The following is an 18,331-nucleotide window of genomic DNA, read 5'->3' as shown; positions in this document are numbered from 1 at the left end:
TGCGGGTGGCGGAGGCCGGCTGGCTTACTTGCCCAGCACGCCCAGTCGCTTGTTGATGAACCACTGCTGCGCGATCGACAGCACGTTGTTCGTGATCCAGTACAGCACCAGGCCGGCCGGGAAGAAGATGAACATCACGCTGAACGCGAGCGGCATGATCCACATCAGCTTGGCCTGCATCGGATCGGGCGGCGTCGGGTTGAGCCAGGTCTGGAACAGCGAGGTGGCCGTCATCACGATCGGCAGGATGTACCAGGGATCGGGTGCCGACAGGTCGGTGATCCAGCCGATCCACGGGGCGTGGCGCATTTCAACCGACGACAGCAGCACCCAGTACAGCGCGATGAACACCGGGATCTGGATCACGATGGGGAAGCAGCCGCCCATCGGATTGACCTTCTCGGTCTTGTAGATCCGCATCATTTCCTGCTGCATCTCTTGCGGCTTGTCCTTCAGCCGCTCACGCATTTCCATGATCTTCGGGTTGATGGCCTTCATCTTGGCCATGCTGGCGTAGGCCTTGGCGTTGAGCCAGTAGAAGGCCGCCTTCAGCAGCACCACGAGCGCCACGATCGCCCAGCCCCAGTTGCCCAGGATGCCGTGCAGTTGCGTGAGCAGCCAGTACAGCGGCTTGGAGATGATCGCGAAGATGCCGTAGTCCTTCACCAGGTCCAGGCCGGGGGCGATGGCTTCGAGCTTCTTTTCTTCTTCGGGGCCGGCGAACAGCGCGCTGTTCACGACCTGCGTGGCGCCCGGGGCGATCTTCGGCAGCGTGGCGACCATGGCCACGGTGAAGAGGTTGTCGCCCAGGTCCTTCACGCGGAATTCGCGGCGCAGCTGTTCGCTGGCCGGGTCGCCCTTGAGCAGCCAGGCCGACGCGAAGTAGTGCTGCACCATCGCGATCCAGCCGTCGTTGGCCGGCGGCGGCGGCTCGACCTTGCCCTTGGCGATGTCCTTGAAGTCGAGCTTGTGGAACTTCTTCTCGTTGGTGTACGCGGCCGGGCCGGTGAAGGTGTTGGTGCCGAACATGGTGCCGGCGGCCACGGTGCCGTGGCGCAGCAGCTGCATGTACAGCTGCGCGTCGCGCGGCTGGTCGCTCACGTTGACCACTTCGTGGCGCACGCCGATGACGTAGTCGTCACGCTTGAACACGTAGGTCTTGATGTACTTCAGGCCGCCGACCGGGGCACTTTCGAAGCTCACTTCGAGCGTGTTCTGGCCGTCGGCCATCGTGCGCGGACCGGCCTTCGGCGTCATGGCCGTCAGGTGGTTGGGGAAGGCGTCGCCGGCGACGGGGTTCAGCAGGCCGGTCTGCGCCACGTAGCGCGTGGCGGGCGAGCCGTTTTCGAACAGCACGACGCGCTTGGTGCGGTCGGCTTCGTCGTACTTGAGCAGTTCGAGGTGGTTGACCGTGGCGCCTTCGCTGTCGATCGTCGCCTTGAACAGGTCGGAGGTCACCACGACCTGCTCGCGCGGCGTGGCCGGGGCCGCCTGCGTGGGCACGGCGCCTGCGGTGCCGCCGGCTGCGGCAGCCGCGGTCGGCACGCCGTTGTTGGCCGCGCTGCCCGTGGCCGGCGCCGTGGCGGCGGGCTTGGTCGACGGCAGGAAGGTCGGCTTGTTGCCGTTGAAGACCTGCCATTGGTCCCACAGCAGCACGAGCGAGAAACCAAAAATCACCCACAGGATCGTGCGGCGGATATCGTTCATGACGAAGACTTCTTGTCGGAGGAGAGAAGAGACGAAAACAGCGATCCTGACTTGTCAGTGCGACGCTGAGATTTCGGTGGAACCGGATCGTGGCCGCCCTGGCACCAGGGCTGGCAGCGCGCGATGCGGTGCAGTGTCAGGTAGCTGCCCTTGAGCGCGCCGTGCACTTCCAGCGCCTCGATCGAATACACCGAGCAGGTCGGCGTGAAGCGGCACGACTGCCCGAGCCAGGGGCTCAGCAGCAGGCGGTAGCCCTTCACGAGGCCGATCAGCAGGCGTTTCATGCGGAAGCAGGTGCGGGGGAGGCGGCAGCCGGTGCCGGCGGACGTCCGGCGCGCGCCAGCAATTGCTGGAGCTCGGCGCGCACGGCGGCCTTGAGCTTGTCCGAGGAGGCGCTCACGAACGCCTTGCGATCGAAACCGGCGCGCAGACGCACCACGTGCGCGGCACGCGGCAACACGACGCCGGGCGCGGCGCTCACGGCGTAGATCTGGCGCTTGATGGCGTTGCGCGTCACCGCGCGGCGTGCCCAGCGCTTGGGCACCATGGCGCCCAGCCAGACCTCATCGGACGGAAACAGCGAAGCGGCGCCCGATGGGGAAACATCGAGCGCACAGCGGTGCAATGCGAAATGGGCAGTGCGCGCCACGGTGGCACCTGCGAGGACGGCCTGGAATTGCGCGCGGGTCTTGAGCCGCTGCAAGGAAGCCGGGCCGCGGACGTCGCTGCTGGCGGGGCCAGGCGCAGAAGCTGCAGGAGCCTGCGCGGACGTGTCGGCGGCTGACAACGGCAGGTGGGGTGCCGTCAGACGGCCAGGCGCTTGCGGCCCTTGGCGCGGCGTGCGTTGATCACGGCGCGGCCGCCACGGGTCTTCATGCGGACCAGAAAGCCGTGGGTACGGGCGCGGCGGACTTTGGATGCTTGGTAAGTGCGTTTCATGATGGTTTCCTGATTCCCTGTTTGCGCCGGTTTCCGCATGAAGGCATGCAAAAACCCGGCGAGCGCTGGGGGAGCGAGTTTCGGATGGCCCCCGAAAGACGCTGTGAAGGCTTTTCAGGGAAACCCGCAATTATCGCAAACATTGGCCGCCGGAACAATCTTCGACTGGATTTGCGGGCCTTTCCATGTGCAGCGCAGCATGTGGATAAGGTTTTGACAAGTTAGAATGCCCAGCGCCTTCCAGCAGAGAATATCCACAATACCTATACAAGAAATGCCCGAGGGTTCCATCACTTTTTCAAGCGCCCATGTCGACTGACGGCATCGGCGAAAGCCTGTGGCAGGCCTGCGTCGACCAGCTCGCGCAGGAGCTGTCCGAGCAGCAGTTCAACACCTGGATCAAGCCCCTCACCGCGCAGGTCGCCGACGACCTTTCGCGCATGACGGTGTTCGTCGCCAACCGCTTCAAGCTCGACTGGATCCGTGCCCAGTACGCGGGCAAGATCGCGGCCATGGCCGAGAAGATGTACGGCCAGCCGGTCACCATCGAGTTAGCGCTCGCTCCGCGAGAAACCCCCGTCCGCGTTGCGCCCATGGCCATCATGGCCGAAACGGATGTGCCGCGCGACGTGGCCGGCCCGGGCGAGGAACCGGCGGCCGCCGGCTTCAAGAACCGGCTCAATTCGGGGCTCACTTTCGACACCCTGGTCGAGGGCACGGCCAACCGCATGGCGCGCGCCGCGGCCATGCACGTGGCCGGCATGCCGGGCCACCTGTACAACCCGCTTTTCATCTACGGCGGCGTCGGCCTGGGCAAGACCCACCTGATGCACGCTGTGGGTAACCGGCTGCTGGCCGACCGGCCCGATTCCAAAGTTCTCTACATCCACGCCGAGCAGTTCGTGTCGGATGTGGTCAAGGCCTATCAGCGCAAGACTTTCGATGAGTTCAAGGAGCGCTACCACTCGCTCGATCTGCTGCTGATCGACGACGTGCAGTTCTTCGCCAACAAGGACCGCACGCAGGAAGAGTTCTTCAACGCCTTCGAGGCCCTGCTGGCCAAGAAGTCGCACATCGTGATGACCAGCGACACCTATCCCAAGGGGCTGGCCGACATCCACGAGCGGCTGGTGTCGCGCTTCGATTCGGGCCTCACGGTGGCGATCGAGCCGCCCGAGCTCGAGATGCGCGTGGCGATCCTGATCAACAAGGCCCGCGTCGAAGGCACCGAAATGCCCGAGGAAGTCGCCTTCTTCGTGGCCAAGAACGTGCGCTCCAACGTGCGCGAGCTCGAAGGCGCCCTGCGCAAGATCCTGGCGTACTCGCGTTTCAACCAGAAAGAGATCTCGATCGCCCTGGCGCGCGAGGCGCTGCGCGACCTGCTGTCGATCCAGAATCGGCAGATCTCGGTCGAAAATATCCAGAAGACGGTGGCCGACTACTACAAGATCAAGGTCGCCGACATGTACAGCAAGAAACGCCCGGCCAGCATTGCGCGGCCGCGGCAGATCGCGATGTACCTGGCCAAGGAGCTCACGCAGAAGAGCCTGCCGGAAATCGGCGAGCTGTTCGGCGGTCGCGACCACACGACGGTGCTCCACGCAGTGCGAAAGATTTCGGGCGAGCGCCAGCAGCTCACCGAACTCAACCAGCAGCTGCACGTCCTCGAACAGACCCTCAAAGGCTGAAGCCGAATGTCATCAAGAACGCCCCTCGCGACAGCGGAGAATGGCGTCCTGAAAGCTGATTCAAAGAGATAAGAGAAGAGGAAGAAGACATGATCGTTTTGAAGGCAACCCAAGACAAAGTTCTTGCCGCGCTGCAGTCGGTGGCCGGCATCGTGGAGCGGCGTCACACCCTGCCGATCCTGGCCAATGTGCTGATCCGCAAGACCGGCGGCCAGCTGCAGCTGACCACCAGCGACCTCGAGATCCAGATCCGCACCACCGCCGAACTCGGCGGCGACGAGGGCAACTTCACGACCACCATCGGTGCGCGCAAGCTGATCGACATCCTGCGCACCATGCCGGCCGACCAGACCGTGAGCCTCGAATCGAGCGCCAGCAAGCTGGTGCTCAAGGGCGGCAAGAGCCGCTTCACGCTGCAGTCGCTGCCCGCCGAAGACTTCCCGCTGGTGCAGGAAGCCGCCAATTTCGGCCCCGTGTTCAGCGTGCCGCAAAAGACGCTGAAAGACCTGCTCTCGCAGGTCTCGTTCGCGATGGCTGTGCACGACATCCGCTACTACCTGAACGGCATCCTGTTCGTGGCCGAAGGCAAGCAACTGAGCCTGGTCGCCACCGACGGCCACCGCCTGGCGTTCTCCTCGGCCATGCTCGACGTCGAAGTGCCGCGCCAGGAAGTGATCCTGCCGCGCAAGACCGTGCTCGAAATGCAGCGCCTCTTGTCGGACGCCGAAGGCGCCATCGAGATGCAGTTCGCGAACAACCAGGCCAAGTTCAGCTTCGGCGGCATGGAGTTCGTCACCAAGCTGGTCGAGGGCAAGTTCCCCGACTACAACCGCGTGATTCCCAAGAATCACAAGAACACCGTCACGCTGGGCCGCGCGCCGCTCCTGGCCAGCCTGCAGCGCACCGCCATCCTGACCAGCGAGAAGTTCAAAGGCGTGCGCCTGAACATCGAGCCGGGCACGCTGCGCATCGCGTCGAACAACGCCGAGCAGGAAGAAGCCCAGGACGAGCTCGACATCGACTACGGCGGCGACAGCATCGAGATCGGCTTCAACGTCACCTACCTGATCGACGCGCTGTCGAACATGGACCAGGACATGGTCAAGCTGGATCTGGCCGACTCCAACAGCTCGGCCTTGTTAACCATCCCCGAGAACGCATCTTTCAAGTACGTCGTGATGCCGATGCGCATCTAGACCCTGGAAAACACAGCGCCTTGCGCACACGACCCGCGGCCCCCCGCGGGTTTGCGCTTTCAAGAGGCGGCGAATTGAGCTTTTGAGAGCCCGAAAAATCACGGGAAACCCGTGAGAGACAGAGGAATATCCGAATGAGTGCAGAAGAGAACAAGCCCGACGTGCCGCACACCGAGCCGGTCTATACCCCCGAAATCCAGATCGTGGCGCCCGAAGGCGTCCCCGCCGACTCCAGCTACGGCGAAGGTGCGATCACGATCCTCGAAGGTCTGGAAGCCGTGCGCAAGCGCCCGGGCATGTACATCGGCGACACCTCCGACGGCACGGGCCTGCACCACCTCGTGTTCGAAGTGGTGGACAACTCCATCGACGAAGCGCTCGCGGGCCATTGCGACGACATCGTCGTCACGATCCACTCCGACAACTCGATCTCCGTCACCGACAACGGCCGCGGCATTCCCACGGGCGTGAAGATGGACGACAAGCACGAGCCCAAGCGCTCGGCCGCTGAAATCGCGCTCACCGAACTGCACGCCGGCGGCAAGTTCAACCAGAACAGCTACAAGGTCTCGGGCGGCCTGCACGGCGTGGGCGTGAGTTGCGTGAACGCGCTGAGCGTGAAGCTGCGCCTCATCGTGCGCCGCGAAGGCAAGATCCACGAACTCGAATTCAGCCGCGGCTTCGTGCAGAACCGCCTGCTCGAGACCGTGAATGGCTTCGAGGTCTCGCCCATGAAGGTCATCGGCGACACCGACAAGCGCGGCACCGAAGTGCACTTCCTGCCCGACACGGAAATCTTCAAGGAAAACAACGATTTCCACTACGAAATCCTGAGCAAGCGCCTGCGCGAGCTGAGCTTCCTGAACAACGGCGTGCGCATCCGCCTGCTCGACGAGCGCACCGGCAAGGAAGACGACTTCTCCGGCGCCGGCGGTGTGCGCGGCTTCGTGGAGTTCATCAACAAGGGCAAGACCGTCCTGCACCCGAACTCGTTCTACGCCGCGGGCGAGAAGCCGGCCGACACCTACGGCGGCATTCCCGGCACGCACATCGGCGTCGAAGTGGCGATGCAGTGGAACAGCGGCTACAACGAACAGGTCCTCTGCTTCACCAACAACATCCCGCAGCGTGACGGCGGCACCCACCTCACGGGCCTGCGCGCCGCGATGACCCGCGTCATCAACAAGTACATCGAAGAGAACGAATTCGCGAAAAAGGCGAAGGTCGAGGTCACCGGCGACGACATGCGCGAAGGCCTGTGCTGCGTGCTGAGCGTGAAGGTGCCCGAGCCCAAGTTCTCCAGCCAGACCAAGGACAAGCTGGTGTCCAGCGAAGTGCGCGCGCCGGTGGAAGACATCGTCGGCCGCCTGCTGACCGACTACCTGCAGGAGCGCCCGAACGACGCCAAGATCATCTGCGGCAAGATCGTCGAGGCCGCCCGTGCCCGCGAAGCCGCGCGCAAGGCCCGCGAAATGACGCGCCGCAAGGGCGTGCTCGACGGCATGGGCCTGCCGGGCAAGCTGGCCGACTGCCAGGAAAAGGACCCCGCCCTGTGCGAGGTCTACCTGGTGGAGGGTGACTCCGCCGGCGGCTCCGCCAAGCAGGGTCGCGACCGGAAGTTCCAGGCCATCCTGCCGCTGCGCGGCAAGATCCTGAACGTCGAGAAGGCGCGCTACGAGAAGCTGCTGACCAGCAACGAAATCCTGACGATGATCACCGCGCTCGGCACCGGCATCGGCCGCGCCGGCGCGACCACCGCGGGCGGCGGCGCGGACGACTTCAACGTCGCCAAGCTGCGCTACCACCGCATCATCATCATGACCGACGCCGACGTCGACGGCGCGCACATCCGCACGCTGCTGCTCACCTTCTTCTACCGGCAGATGCCCGAGCTGGTCGAGCGCGGCCACATCTACATCGCGCAGCCGCCGCTGTACAAGGTGAAGGTCGGCAAGGAAGAGCAGTACCTGAAGGACGGCCCCGCGCTCGACGCCTTCCTGCTCAAGGTGGCACTGAAGGACGCGAGCATCGAGACCGGCGGCGCCGCCTCGACCACGCTGTCGGGCGACACGCTGGCCGAGCTGGCGCGCAAGCACCAGGTGGCCGAGGCCGTGATTGCGCGCCTGCGCAACTTCATGGACGCCGAAGCCCTGCGCGCCATCGCCGACGGCGTGGCGCTCGACCTCGACACGCCGGCCGCCGCCGAGGCCTCGGCCGTGGCGCTGCAGGCCAAGCTGCGCGAACTCAACACGACCGGCGTGCCGGCCGAGGTGAGCAGCGAGTTCGACGCCCGCACCGACAAGCCGCTGCTGCGCATCAGCCGCCGCCACCACGGCAACATCAAGTCCAGCGTGATCTCGCAGGACTTCGTGCACGGCGCCGACTACGACGCGCTGGCCCAGGCCGCCAACACCTTCCGCGGCCTGCTGAGCGCCGAAGGCGCGCTGGTCAAGCGCGGCGAGGGCGAACGCGGCAAGGAAGAGAAGGTCGACGACTTCCGCCAGGCCATGAAGTGGCTGATCGGCGAAGCCGAACGCGCCACCTCGCGCCAGCGCTACAAGGGCCTGGGCGAGATGAACCCCGAGCAGCTGTGGGAAACCACCATGGACCCGACCGTGCGCCGCCTGCTGCGCGTGCAGATCGACGACGCGATCGAGGCCGACCGCGTGTTCACGATGCTGATGGGCGACGAGGTGGAACCGCGCCGCGAGTTCATCGAGCAGAACGCGCTGCGCGCGGCGAACATCGACGTCTGATCGACCGATGGCGCGGCACCGGTGGTGTCGCGCTGTTCACCAAGGGGGCGCCTGCAAGCGCCCCTTTTTTTTGTTTGACGATGACTCCAGCCCGGTACTTCGCTGGACTGCGCCGTAGCTCGATGAAGCAGGTTTATCAAGGACTTACGCGCGTCCATCATATGCCGGTGCTTTCTGAAACTTGACCCGGTTTTCCCTCGCGCCGCTCCTATCTGGCTCTTGGAATTCGGGTCGTTCCAAGGAGTCATCATGGCGAAGATCAAGCTCACCAAGACCGCCGTAGAGTCGGCGCAACCCCAGGCCAAGGACATCGAACTACGGGATACCGTGGTGCCGGGTTTCCTCTGCAAGATTACCCCGAAGGGCCGTCGGGTGTTCATGCTCCAGTACCGCACGAACTCCGGGCAGCCCCGCAAGCCCTCGCTGGGCCTGTTCGGGGAACTGACCGTGGAGCAGGCCCGCGTCATGGCGCAGGACTGGCTGGCCGAGGTTCGCCGAGGCGGCGACCCCGGCGGCGCCAAGGCCGAGGCGCGCAAGGCGCCCACGGTCGAAGCGCTGTGCAAGAAGTTCATGGAGGACTACTCCAAGAAGCGCAACAAGCCGAGCACGCAGCGCGGCTATCAGGCCGTCATCGACCGCTGCATCGTCCCGCTGATCGGCCGCAAGAAGGTGCAGGACGTGAAGCGGCCCGACATTGCCGGGCTGATGGAGAAACTGGCCTACAAGCCCGCCGAGGCGAACAACGCCTTCGGCGTGCTGCGCAAGATGTTCAACCTGGCCGAAGTGTGGGGCTACCGCCCGGACGGCACGAACCCGTGCCGCCACGTCCCGATGTACCCGCCCGGCGAGGAAACCCGGCTCATCGTGGACGACGAACTGGCGCTGATCTTCCGCCAGTTGGAGAAGCTGGAGGCGGAAGGACTGGAGAACTACGTCATCCCGCTGGCGATTCGCCTGCAATTCGAGTTCGCCGGCCGCCGCTCCGAAATCTGCATGCTTGAATGGGATTGGGTCGATCTGGAGAACCGGCGCGTGGTCTGGCCCGACAGCAAGACCGGCGGCCTCTCCAAGCCCATGAGCGCGGAAGCCTATCGACTGTTCTCGACGGCACCGCGCCGAGAAGGTTGCCCCTACGTCCTGCCTTCGCCCAACGACCCGACCAAGCACCTGACCTTTGGCGAGCACTATGGCGGATGGTGCCGGGTGCTCAAGGCAGCCGGCGTCCCACACGTCGGCACGCACGGCATCCGCCACCGCTCCACGACCGACATTGCCAATTCGGGAGTGCCGACCAAGGTAGGCATGAAGCTGACGGGCCACAAGACCGTGGCGATGTTCATGCACTACGTCCACACCGAGGACAAGCCGGTGCGGGATGCTGCCGAACTGGTGGCGAGTCGGCGGCAGGCCATCACGGGCGCGCGGCGCCCTGCGGAGGCCACGGCATGAGCAAGAGGACGCTTTCGGTGGCGCCCCCCGCTGCCTTGGCGGCCGACTATCCCCGTTCCGCAATTTCCGAGACAGTGTCTGGGAAATTCGGCCTCGCCGAGCTGGCCAAGGTCTTCACGCTGCCGTGGTCGGCCTATGCGCTGCTGATTTCGGTCAAGGATGCCCGCGGATCGGTGGCCGGCATCCCGTCCAGTCGGCTCCGATTGTCGTGCCGGCGTCACGACAATCGGGCGGGCCATCCCTTCTATCTAGGTGCTACACCGGAGACTGGAAAAGTATGCCCGTTTCGGGTATAGTTTGGAGGTCGAAATGACGGTCATCCTCAAGCGCAAGGACTTTGCACGCTGGCAGTCGGGCGAGAAGCTGTCCGATGCCGCGTTGTGCAAGGCGGTTCAGGAGATGGAAAGCGGTCTGATCGACGCGGACTTGGGCGGCTCCCTCTACAAGAAGCGGGTGGCCCGCCCCGGTGGTGGTAAAAGCGGCGGCTACCGCACACTGGTATCGGCCAGGATCGGCAGCCGCTACGTGTTCCTGCATGGGTTCCCGAAGAACGACAAGGCGAACATCACGCAGGACGAGAAGAAGGCGCTGCAATTCGCCGGCAAAGCGTTCTTGCAACTGTCCGGGGAAACGTTATCGAAGGCGTTGCAGTCGGGCGTGTTATTGGAGGTGCATTGTGAGCAAGATCATTGAATCCCTGCGTGACGACCTGGCCACGCTTCATGAAGTGGGTGCGATCAGCAAGGTGACGATGCGCGAGTTCGACGCGATCTGCCCGCCGCCAGTGCGGGAGTTTGGCGCCGAGGACATTAGGCGCCTACGGGAGACGCTGAAATTCAGCCAGCCGGTGTTCGCGCATCACCTGCACACCTCGGCCTCGACCGTGCGCAAGTGGGAGCAAGGTGAAACCCGACCCGCTGGCCCGGCGCTGAAGCTGCTCAACATCATCGCCGACAAGGGGCTCCGGGCGATCCTTTGATTGATCTGCGTTTTCTGCCATAACCACCTAATTTCAGTTACGATCTTTTACGCTATCAAAACGTCGATGGAGGTGACAGATGGCAGAGAAAAGGAACGTGTTTATCAGCCATGTCCATAAGGACGATCATGGGCTCCAAAAGCTCAAAGATCTGCTGGCTCCGAAAGGGATGGATGTAAGGGACTCCTCCATCCATACAGGAAAGTTCAACAACGCCACGGATGAGCATTACATCAAGACGCAGATTCTGGCCCCAGCGATAAACTGGGCGGGCGTATTTATTTGCTACGTCTCACCCCAGACGAAAGATAGCGACTGGGTGACCTGGGAAATCGAATATGCAGCCAAGCAAGGCAAACGTATTGTTGGCATCTGGGAGCATGGTGAGAAGGAATGCGACATTCCTGAGGCACTGAAAGAATACGCCGATGCCTTGGTCGGCTGGAATGGTGACTCAATCATTGATGCGATCAACGGAAAAGATACATGGGAAAAACCCGACGGTGGCGCCTGTGATCCGGTTCCTCTGAAAAGGCATCCCTGCTGATGGCACGTGTCCACTCCTACGTGGTGCGGTACGACAGTGGTTTCGCACCCAATCCCTTTTACGAATACTGCACGCTTGCAACCTGCAAGCCAAATATCCGCAAGGGCGCTGACATCGGTGATTGGGTGGTAGGCAGTGGCAGCAATGATCGAAGTGTTCGGCGAGGCGGGTATCTGGTTTATGCGATGCAAGTCACCGAAACGATGACATTTGATGAATATGGGGCAGATCCACGGTTTGAATCTAAAAAGCCCTATCGCAACGGTAGTCGGAAGCAAAGTTGCGGGGACAATATCTACTTCAGAGCCGCACCAGCGGCCGTCTGGCAGCAACGAGATTCCTTTCACTCTCGCCCCGATGGTTCACTTAATCCTGATCACGTCACTCGCGACACGGGTGTAAACAGGGTTCTCATCAGCAATGACTTCGTGTACTTCGGAGGAGAGGGGCCGGAGTTCCCGGAAGAGCTAAAAGACCAGCAAGGCCGGTCTCTATGCAAAACAGGAATAGGTCTAACTACTTTTGACGATCCAAAACTGATTGCGAACCTAGAGCAATGGGTTCGTAGCTTTGGGCTGAATGGATATCAGGGCGCTCCATTCGAATGGCTGACGCTTCGGAGGTAACCGATGCACAAGGAAGGTTCTCTGCTGCTTTCGGACTACGCTTCGGAAATTGCAGCTACGGATGTACTCAGTCCAACCGATTTCAATCCTGTCCTTCAAGGGCTTTATGGGGAAGTCGGTGGAATAATGTCTACTGTCAAAAAACATGTCCGGGAAAAATCTGCGTACCCTGGTTTCAGAAGGGCGGCGGAAGAAGAATTCGGTGATACGCTTTGGTATTTGGCTGCGATCTGCCGGCGCATGCAAGCTCCACTTGAAGATATCTTTGCCGAGGCGGCGAATCACGGGAACTTCAAGAACATAGGGGCAGCAAGCGACATAGCCGAAGGTGCATTCGCTTACATCGCCATGCCTGTGGCGGCCCCTGCGTCGTTGGACATTACCTTGGTACGCTTGGGGCAGGCGGCCGCAGCTCTGCTGGGAAGTGGGCCTGCGCGCAATGACGTGGTCACCTTCGCGCGAGCCTATCTCGATGCAATCCATGCCGCAGAGTTGGCGTTCTCGGACGTAGCGCGGGGGAACCTCCGGAAAGCTAGGGGTGCATTCTTGGAGCCACAGGCGGTTGACCTGATTGGCCTTGATTTCGATAGCGAGTTTGGAATAGAAGAGCAGCTCCCTAGAGAGTTCAAGATCCGAGTCAATCAACGCGGTAGCGGCAAAAGCTATCTCCAATGGAATGGCGTATTCATAGGTGATCCCCTGACCGACAACATCGCTGACCGAGATGGCTACCGATTTCATGATGTTTTCCATTTTGCATATGCAGCCATCTTGCATTGGTCACCTGTAATACGGGCATTGATCAAGCACAAGCGAAAGAGCCAGTCCAAATATGATGAAGAGCAAGACAGCGGCCGGGCAATCGTCGTTGAGGAAGGGCTTACGGCATGGATTTTCTCTAGAGCCAAGGAATTAAACTATTTTGAGAATCAAGAAAAGGTTTCCCTTGGGATTCTCAAAACCATTGAAGAGTTTGTGAGTGGCTATGAGGTTGAGAAGTGCCCGCTAAAGCTTTGGGAAAAAGCCATCATGGACGGATATTCCGTATTCCGTCAAATCAAGAAAAATCAAGGCGGCTGGATCATCGGCAACCGAAAAGAACGCACCCTACAATATATGCCGCTTGAGTCTTAAGAATGAAAATCCACCCCTTTGTTGAATCAGTTTCCTCGCTGCAATTTGAGGACTGCTTCAATCCTTATTCTGATCGCTGTGAAGTTCATGATCGTCGAGACGCGCCCCGCCGCCGCGCCGCCGCACTTTCCGCATTATTGCGTCGCGCTTCAGAGGAGCCTGTAGATGCGATTTGGATCGGTCGAGATTTGGGGTATCGCGGAGGCCGCCGAACTGGGTTGGCCCTGACTGACGATGTTCACATGAGCCAACATGCCAAACGTTGGAATGTCGATCTGGCTCCAGAACGGCCCACAGTCGGCAATGCCGTAGCCGAGCGAACCGCTGCGGTTATATGGGGAATGCTAGAGCACATTGATGCTCGCATCTTTCTCTGGAATGTTTTCCCACTTCACCCTCATGAATCAGGGGATCCGTTCACCAACCGGCAACACAACGCCCGTGAAAGGCGAGCCGGCGAAGAGCTACTACAACAGCTCATCGTTCTGCTTCGTCCCTCGCGCATCGTCGCCATCGGCAACGATGCTGCCGCAGCCGCTCATCGAATCACGGATAGCGTGCCTGTTATCTGCGTGAGGCATCCGAGCTATGGCGGACAGACGCAGTTTCAAGGGCAAATCTCTGAACTGTATGGACATCCAATGAAGACTGGATCGCTGTTCTGACGAATTGCTCCAGCATTTTAGCGAGCGGATACCGCCCCTTCTATCCAACTCGCCAGGTTTTCACTGATGCAGCGACTGAAAGAGGCTCTGACGCTGGTGGAGGTGCGCACACTGGATCACGTCGTTGTGGCCGGGCAGGAAACAACTTCATTTGCAGAGCGAGGGCTATTGTGAACCGAGGGGGCTGCACAGGCGGCCCCATTTTTTTATTCGCTCCATCAAGCTTACTGAACGCAGTTACTGCAAAATTTCCCGGCTAATCCACAGGCAGAAGCTTTCGACGAAATAAGCTGGAATAGGTTCGGTCGCGTGAAAAAATTGGATCATATTCTCCCTGTTGATAAATTATTTTGGCGGCGGCCCCTGTTGTTGAAAGCGGGAGCACTGTAGCTTTGGGATGGTGTTCGACGAACAATTTATGCTCCTCATAGATCCCCTCCATGCCGCCGACGAACACCGCTGCGCTGAAACGGCGGCTTTCGATCATTGCTTGCCTCATGGCCGTCAAACTGGCTTCTCTGTTGCCATCAACCGCTGGCACCATATGCACGTCGACGAACTCCGCTAGCTCAGGAGGCAATCGACCCTCAAAAAGCTTACTTTGGTAAATCGCCACCCTGTTGCGGTCAAGGTTTGCCTCGCGGGAAAAGAGAGCCAATAGCGGCGTTATCGCCGGATGGCCGCCGCACGTGATTCGTCCAATCGGCAACACTACTTCAACCAAAGCCTTGATTGCTTCCCGTATAGCAAGAACATCGGCGGTGTCGAAAAATACCCGATTGCGATCAGGCAAAGGCACGCTGGCAGATAGAAATATATCTATCATGCGGTGAGCTCCTTCAGAAGTTGTGGCGCCTTCGACATTTGCACGGCCCGGATCGGCAAATACGAGTCAAGCCAATCTAGGTGAGAGAGCCACGTTCTCAGTACACCTCTATTGTCGTAAATCACCCATATTTCTCTCGTCTCAACAGTGGGGTTGGTAATGGCTTCGAACACTTCGTTGATGCGATCAGCGGTTGGTATTCCCACTGCCGGTACGATCGCCAGCGTTCGATTGGACTCGGTTTTGAGAGAAATCCAGCCTTCAATCTGAACACTTGGATCAAGTCCCTCGTCGCGGGCGGCGTCGCAAAAGTTATCGACCAAATATCGGTGGCGGGCGGCAATTGCTGGTGCGCGTAGCCGTTCGACCTCGTCGCAAATTCTCGTCACCAATCCCTTCGTGGCCCAACGCCCCCGCATTGGAATAAATCCAAAGAAGTCCCGACGCCTAAGCTTCATGAAGTGGCTGAAGGACGATGCAGGGTCTTCCTTTTGCCCCGGCCATAGTAGGTGCAAGATTTGCACATTGGTCGCGTTTGCGCGCGCCAATTCTTCAGCCGTCCAACGACCTTCTCTGAAGCCAGGTGTGTCGATCAGCACCACGACATCGGAATCCGACATCCTGTGCCAGAGTTGTGATTGGAAATCTGCGGCTGGAGGCACTGACCTCACGTCGATGAAAACGTCAAAGCCACGAGCATCGAGCGCATCGTACAACCGATCGGCCAGCGGCTGAGACCCTGTTCGTTTGTAACTGATGAAAAGTCGTCGCTCACGTCGCAACAGCCTAAATGTCTCAAGGACTAGCGTAACGAGGCGGGTGATGCCTTCATCGTTGGTGCCCAATACAATAGCATTGACATGTCTGAGCTGCGGCGGAATTTCTGCATGAACCTGGGACAAATCCGAAACGACCGGAGCGATAACGATCGAGTCATCAATCAACTCCGTCACAAGTGCGGTATCGGCAGTGCTTTCCGACGAGCCGAAAAATACTGCCATCACCGGCGATTTTAAGCTGCGGTTAGAGGCGTTGGCATCGCTGAGAAACGTAATTGCGTTGCTCGGAATCCCGAGCCCCTGAAGCGCCAGATCAACGCTACGGCGGAGGCGAGTGTCATGCCCATGGACCGCACCCAGCAGGATAAGCTGGTAGGGTGATCTCATGCTTGAGTTCTCGCTCATCGGCCAGCCATTCCCGCAGCAGTTTCAATCCATCCGCCAATATTTTTCCTGCCATCCTGGCCTATGAAATCGTAACTCAGGCAGTGATTTGACAGTTGGACTACGCTATTCGTTTTTGGTGCTGTGAACCACAGATCACCCTCAGGAATCGCAAGCGTGTAATCTGCGTAGGCCACCCACTTTCCGTCCTTCCACTCGGCGAGATATATGCCGCGATCGGTTCTATAAAGTCCCATCTGCGCCAATGGATCAGCACCCTTTGTAGATGTCGCTTTGTCTTTATTCTGGACACCGTGAATGAAAACGGTTAGCAAGCCGTTTCCCTTGATAACACTGCGAGCAATTTCGTAGCGCACCCATCGCCGTGACCATGTATGGGTTCCAGCAAGGACACAAGTTACCGAAGTATTCTCCAACCCCTTGCGGAGAAAAGTCTTTAGTGCATCGTCACTCTCTTTTTTCGATGCCTCAAACACGCTGCTGTCAAAGAAGCCCCGGCTTTCCTCATCGGATTCCTTCACAACCCAACTGTTGCGGACATTCCAGGCGCGCCATACATCAGGCTCATAGTGAAAAGAAAAGAATGTTCTGCGTGGCATTTTGACTCCATCTATTACACTAAACCCAGGCAAATTTGGATGTAGGTGACCCGCATCCTCCACAGCAAACGACACCTCGCAGGATGCAATTCAGATATTGCCGGTTCATCGTGCCTTTATAGCGTCGCTGACCCAAGTTTCAATATTCGACTTGATGTAGTCATACACATTGGTGCTGGTGGTGTATGGCGGATCGTAGACTTTACCCGTGACAGCTTCTCCATCAACGGTGAGGCCTGTAAACGGATTAGATCCTTTCGACGACTGATTTCCGTCTGAGTCTTTCAGATTGTGGACATGGATGGCGAGTACACCCAGCCCGTCCTTCCAGGCTTTCTTTATCTCGTGTTTGACCCAGCGGCGGCTGGCAGTCTTCTCGCCCACAAGTACGACAAGGCATTCTTTGCCTTTCATGTTGTCGGCGATCCATTTTTTGATGGCATCATCGCCTGCTTTCTTGATTTCTTCCCATTTGTTCGAATCCAGTAGAGGCTGTTTTTCGATAGCTCCGATTTGCCGAACTTGCGACACGCGCCAACTATCCTGTTTATAGTGAAAGCTCAGAAAGCATTTATTCGCCATGACTTATCTCCATTTGTCGTTGGTGCTTCGATGAAGCAAATCTCGAATTGAGGATTGCGATAGTTATTTAACTGAAGTCGTAATTAATCGCTGGCTTGAAATACTTTCTTGTAAATTTCCTTACAAATGATAGCTGAAAGTGTGCGCCTGCGTCTCCGCTTCGCGGACCGCGCTGCTCCAGGTTCGCTATTCGCTCATCCCTGACGGGACTGGCATTCGCCAGCCTTCCACATCCCTGACGCCTCCGGCCCGGCTTCCAGCTTCGGGCCTGCGCGCTTCGCTTGCGTGCGGTCAGCACAAAGGGATGGCCGTTGCCTTGTCCAGCCGTCTCCCCTGACTTCATCACCTTACCCGCGACCGTAGCCCGCTCCCGTGTGCCGTCAAGGCGCGCAGGGCCGTGTCCTCGGCTGCGCCTGCGGGCCGCACCAACCCTGCGCTTGTCTCCTTGACGGCCCCCGTCCGCGCGCTCCTTTGGCCGCGGGCGATGAACTCAGGAAAGACGGTGGCAACAGGGCCAACCGGGTTCCTCGTGCCGACCGCACCGAACAGCCGAAAGGCTGGGCTCCGAATCTAGGAATCCGGTGTGCGGTTTGAACAGCAAACCCTTTTCGTCAGGAGAAATGCAATGCAACTCGCATCCCGATTCGCTTCCCGTTCCCCGTCGCTGCGCAGCGATTACCCGCTGTCCGATGACCAAATCCGCCGTGTGGCCCCGTCCATCTTCGCGGACGCGCCGCACGAAAGCCGTTCCGAACGGTACGCCTATATCCCCACCGCCGCCGTGCTGGCGGAACTACGCAAGGAAGGGTTTGAACCCTTCATGGCAGCGCAAACCCGCGTGCGCCACGACGACCGCCGCGACTACACCAAACACATGCTGCGCCTGCGCCACGCCAGCCAGATCAACGGCGCGGAGGCTAACGAAATCGTGCTGCTGAACTCGCATGACGGCACGAGCAGCTATCAGATGCTGGCCGGAATGTTCCGGTTCGTGTGCAGCAATGGCCTTGTCTGCGGCGACACGGTGGCGGACGTGCGCGTGCCCCACAAAGGCGACGTGGCCGGTTCCGTCATCGAAGGCGCTTACGAAGTCTTGCGCGGCTTCGACCGCGTGCAGGAATCCCGCGATTCCATGCGCGCCATCACCTTGAACGATGGCGAATCCGAAGTGTTCGCCCGCGCCGCGCTGGCCCTCAAGTACGACGACCCCGACAAGCCCGCGCCCATCACGGAATCGCAAATCCTGATGCCGCGCCGCTTTGATGACCGCCGCCCGGACTTGTGGAGCGTGTTCAACCGCACGCAAGAGAACCTGACCCAAGGCGGCCTGCGCGGGCGCAGCGCCAACGGACGCCGCCAGCAAACCCGCCCGGTACAGGGCATCGACCAGAACATCCGCCTCAACCGTGCGCTTTGGCTGCTGGCCGATGGCATGCGCCAGTTGAAAGCCTGAA

At 60.1% G+C, this 18,331-nt stretch carries 20 protein-coding genes and 1 pseudogene; 13 read left to right on the top strand and 8 right to left on the bottom strand.

The features are described 5' to 3' along the window. Positions 1–24: 24 nt before the first annotated feature. From yidC to rpmH, 4 genes are all read right to left on the bottom strand, one after another. Positions 25–1,707 carry a membrane protein insertase YidC gene (yidC, locus tag AC07Y4_RS05735; protein ID WP_070063368.1) on the bottom strand — a complete coding sequence of 561 codons (1,683 nt, stop codon included), beginning with the start codon at positions 1,705–1,707 and terminating at the stop codon, positions 25–27. Then, a complete protein-coding gene (gene yidD, locus AC07Y4_RS05730; protein ID WP_056574909.1) occupies positions 1,704–1,991 on the bottom strand; it encodes a membrane protein insertion efficiency factor YidD in 288 nt (95 codons plus the stop codon). Before yidD ends, yidC begins: the two co-directional genes overlap by 4 nt. Further along, entirely contained in the window at positions 1,988–2,410 is a 423-nt protein-coding gene (locus AC07Y4_RS05725; protein ID WP_062480416.1) for a ribonuclease P protein component, read from the bottom strand. The genes yidD and AC07Y4_RS05725 overlap by 4 nt, the downstream gene beginning before the upstream one ends. A gap of 101 nt (positions 2,411–2,511) precedes the next feature. After that, a complete protein-coding gene (gene rpmH / locus AC07Y4_RS05720; protein ID WP_007834827.1) occupies positions 2,512–2,646 on the bottom strand; it encodes a 50S ribosomal protein L34 in 135 nt (44 codons plus the stop codon). Between the two features lie 308 nt (positions 2,647–2,954). On the opposite strand from rpmH, the gene dnaA reads away from it, so the two are divergent. From dnaA to AC07Y4_RS05660, 12 genes and pseudogenes are all read left to right on the top strand, one after another. Further along, the gene (gene dnaA, locus AC07Y4_RS05715; protein ID WP_062480418.1) at positions 2,955–4,334 is read left to right on the top strand and encodes a chromosomal replication initiator protein DnaA; all 1,380 of its coding nucleotides are present in this window, start codon (positions 2,955–2,957) and stop codon (positions 4,332–4,334) included. A gap of 89 nt (positions 4,335–4,423) precedes the next feature. Continuing rightward, positions 4,424–5,530, top strand: a complete 1,107-nt coding sequence (dnaN, locus tag AC07Y4_RS05710) for a DNA polymerase III subunit beta (RefSeq protein ID WP_056574900.1) — start codon at positions 4,424–4,426, stop codon at positions 5,528–5,530. 134 nt (positions 5,531–5,664) lie between these two features. Next, a complete protein-coding gene (gene gyrB, locus AC07Y4_RS05705) occupies positions 5,665–8,286 on the top strand; it encodes a DNA topoisomerase (ATP-hydrolyzing) subunit B (protein ID WP_062480420.1) in 2,622 nt (873 codons plus the stop codon). Between the two features lie 249 nt (positions 8,287–8,535). Next, entirely contained in the window at positions 8,536–9,735 is a 1,200-nt protein-coding gene (locus tag AC07Y4_RS05700) for a tyrosine-type recombinase/integrase (protein ID WP_028240170.1), read from the top strand. Continuing rightward, a complete protein-coding gene (locus tag AC07Y4_RS05695) occupies positions 9,732–10,031 on the top strand; it encodes a hypothetical protein (RefSeq protein ID WP_033045758.1) in 300 nt (99 codons plus the stop codon). The genes AC07Y4_RS05700 and AC07Y4_RS05695 overlap by 4 nt, the downstream gene beginning before the upstream one ends. A gap of 13 nt (positions 10,032–10,044) precedes the next feature. Further along, positions 10,045–10,428: a type II toxin-antitoxin system RelE/ParE family toxin gene (locus tag AC07Y4_RS05690; RefSeq protein ID WP_028240169.1), complete on the top strand. Its 384-nt coding sequence runs from the start codon at positions 10,045–10,047 to the stop codon at positions 10,426–10,428. Further along, positions 10,412–10,714 (top strand): helix-turn-helix domain-containing protein, encoded by a 303-nt coding sequence (locus tag AC07Y4_RS05685; RefSeq protein ID WP_028240168.1) that lies wholly within the window; start codon positions 10,412–10,414, stop codon positions 10,712–10,714. The genes AC07Y4_RS05690 and AC07Y4_RS05685 overlap by 17 nt, the downstream gene beginning before the upstream one ends. A gap of 79 nt (positions 10,715–10,793) precedes the next feature. Beyond that, complete coding sequence (locus tag AC07Y4_RS05680) at positions 10,794–11,261, top strand: TIR domain-containing protein (protein ID WP_028240167.1); 468 nt, start codon at positions 10,794–10,796, stop codon at positions 11,259–11,261. Continuing rightward, positions 11,261–11,887, top strand: coding sequence for an Nmad2 family putative nucleotide modification protein (locus AC07Y4_RS05675; protein ID WP_033045760.1), 627 nt, complete (start codon positions 11,261–11,263; stop codon positions 11,885–11,887). The genes AC07Y4_RS05680 and AC07Y4_RS05675 overlap by 1 nt, the downstream gene beginning before the upstream one ends. Positions 11,888–11,890: 3 nt before the next feature. Further along, entirely contained in the window at positions 11,891–13,021 is a 1,131-nt protein-coding gene (locus AC07Y4_RS05670) for a nucleoside triphosphate pyrophosphohydrolase family protein (protein WP_028240166.1), read from the top strand. A 2-nt stretch (positions 13,022–13,023) separates the two neighbouring features. After that, on the top strand, positions 13,024–13,686 hold the full coding sequence (locus AC07Y4_RS05665; RefSeq protein WP_071534888.1) for a uracil-DNA glycosylase: 663 nt from the start codon (positions 13,024–13,026) through the stop codon (positions 13,684–13,686). A 60-nt stretch (positions 13,687–13,746) separates the two neighbouring features. Next, positions 13,747–13,860 (top strand): annotated as a pseudogene (locus tag AC07Y4_RS05660) (JAB domain-containing protein); the annotation flags it as partial. Positions 13,861–13,942: 82 nt separating this feature from the next. On the opposite strand, the gene thcA reads toward AC07Y4_RS05660, so the two are convergent. From thcA to AC07Y4_RS05640, 4 genes are all read right to left on the bottom strand, one after another. After that, entirely contained in the window at positions 13,943–14,512 is a 570-nt protein-coding gene (gene thcA / locus AC07Y4_RS05655; RefSeq protein ID WP_033041349.1) for a Thoeris type III anti-phage system protein ThcA, read from the bottom strand. Then, positions 14,509–15,678, bottom strand: a complete 1,170-nt coding sequence (gene thcB4, locus AC07Y4_RS05650; RefSeq protein WP_158407679.1) for a Thoeris type III anti-phage system protein ThcB4 — start codon at positions 15,676–15,678, stop codon at positions 14,509–14,511. The genes thcA and thcB4 overlap by 4 nt, the downstream gene beginning before the upstream one ends. A gap of 14 nt (positions 15,679–15,692) precedes the next feature. Then, positions 15,693–16,295 carry a TIR domain-containing protein gene (locus AC07Y4_RS05645; protein WP_033041352.1) on the bottom strand — a complete coding sequence of 201 codons (603 nt, stop codon included), beginning with the start codon at positions 16,293–16,295 and terminating at the stop codon, positions 15,693–15,695. Positions 16,296–16,400: 105 nt separating this feature from the next. Continuing rightward, a complete protein-coding gene (locus AC07Y4_RS05640) occupies positions 16,401–16,877 on the bottom strand; it encodes a TIR domain-containing protein (RefSeq protein WP_033041353.1) in 477 nt (158 codons plus the stop codon). A gap of 625 nt (positions 16,878–17,502) precedes the next feature. Between AC07Y4_RS05640 and AC07Y4_RS05635 the strand changes: the two genes are divergently transcribed. Continuing rightward, positions 17,503–18,330: a DUF932 domain-containing protein gene (locus AC07Y4_RS05635; protein WP_028240164.1), complete on the top strand. Its 828-nt coding sequence runs from the start codon at positions 17,503–17,505 to the stop codon at positions 18,328–18,330. The last annotated feature ends 1 nt before the right edge of the window (position 18,331 follow it).

Source organism: Variovorax sp. GW460-12-1-14-LB1 (assembly GCF_059423605.1).
Note: the sequence above shows the minus strand (reverse complement) of the source record. Positions and strands in the feature narration are given on the sequence as shown.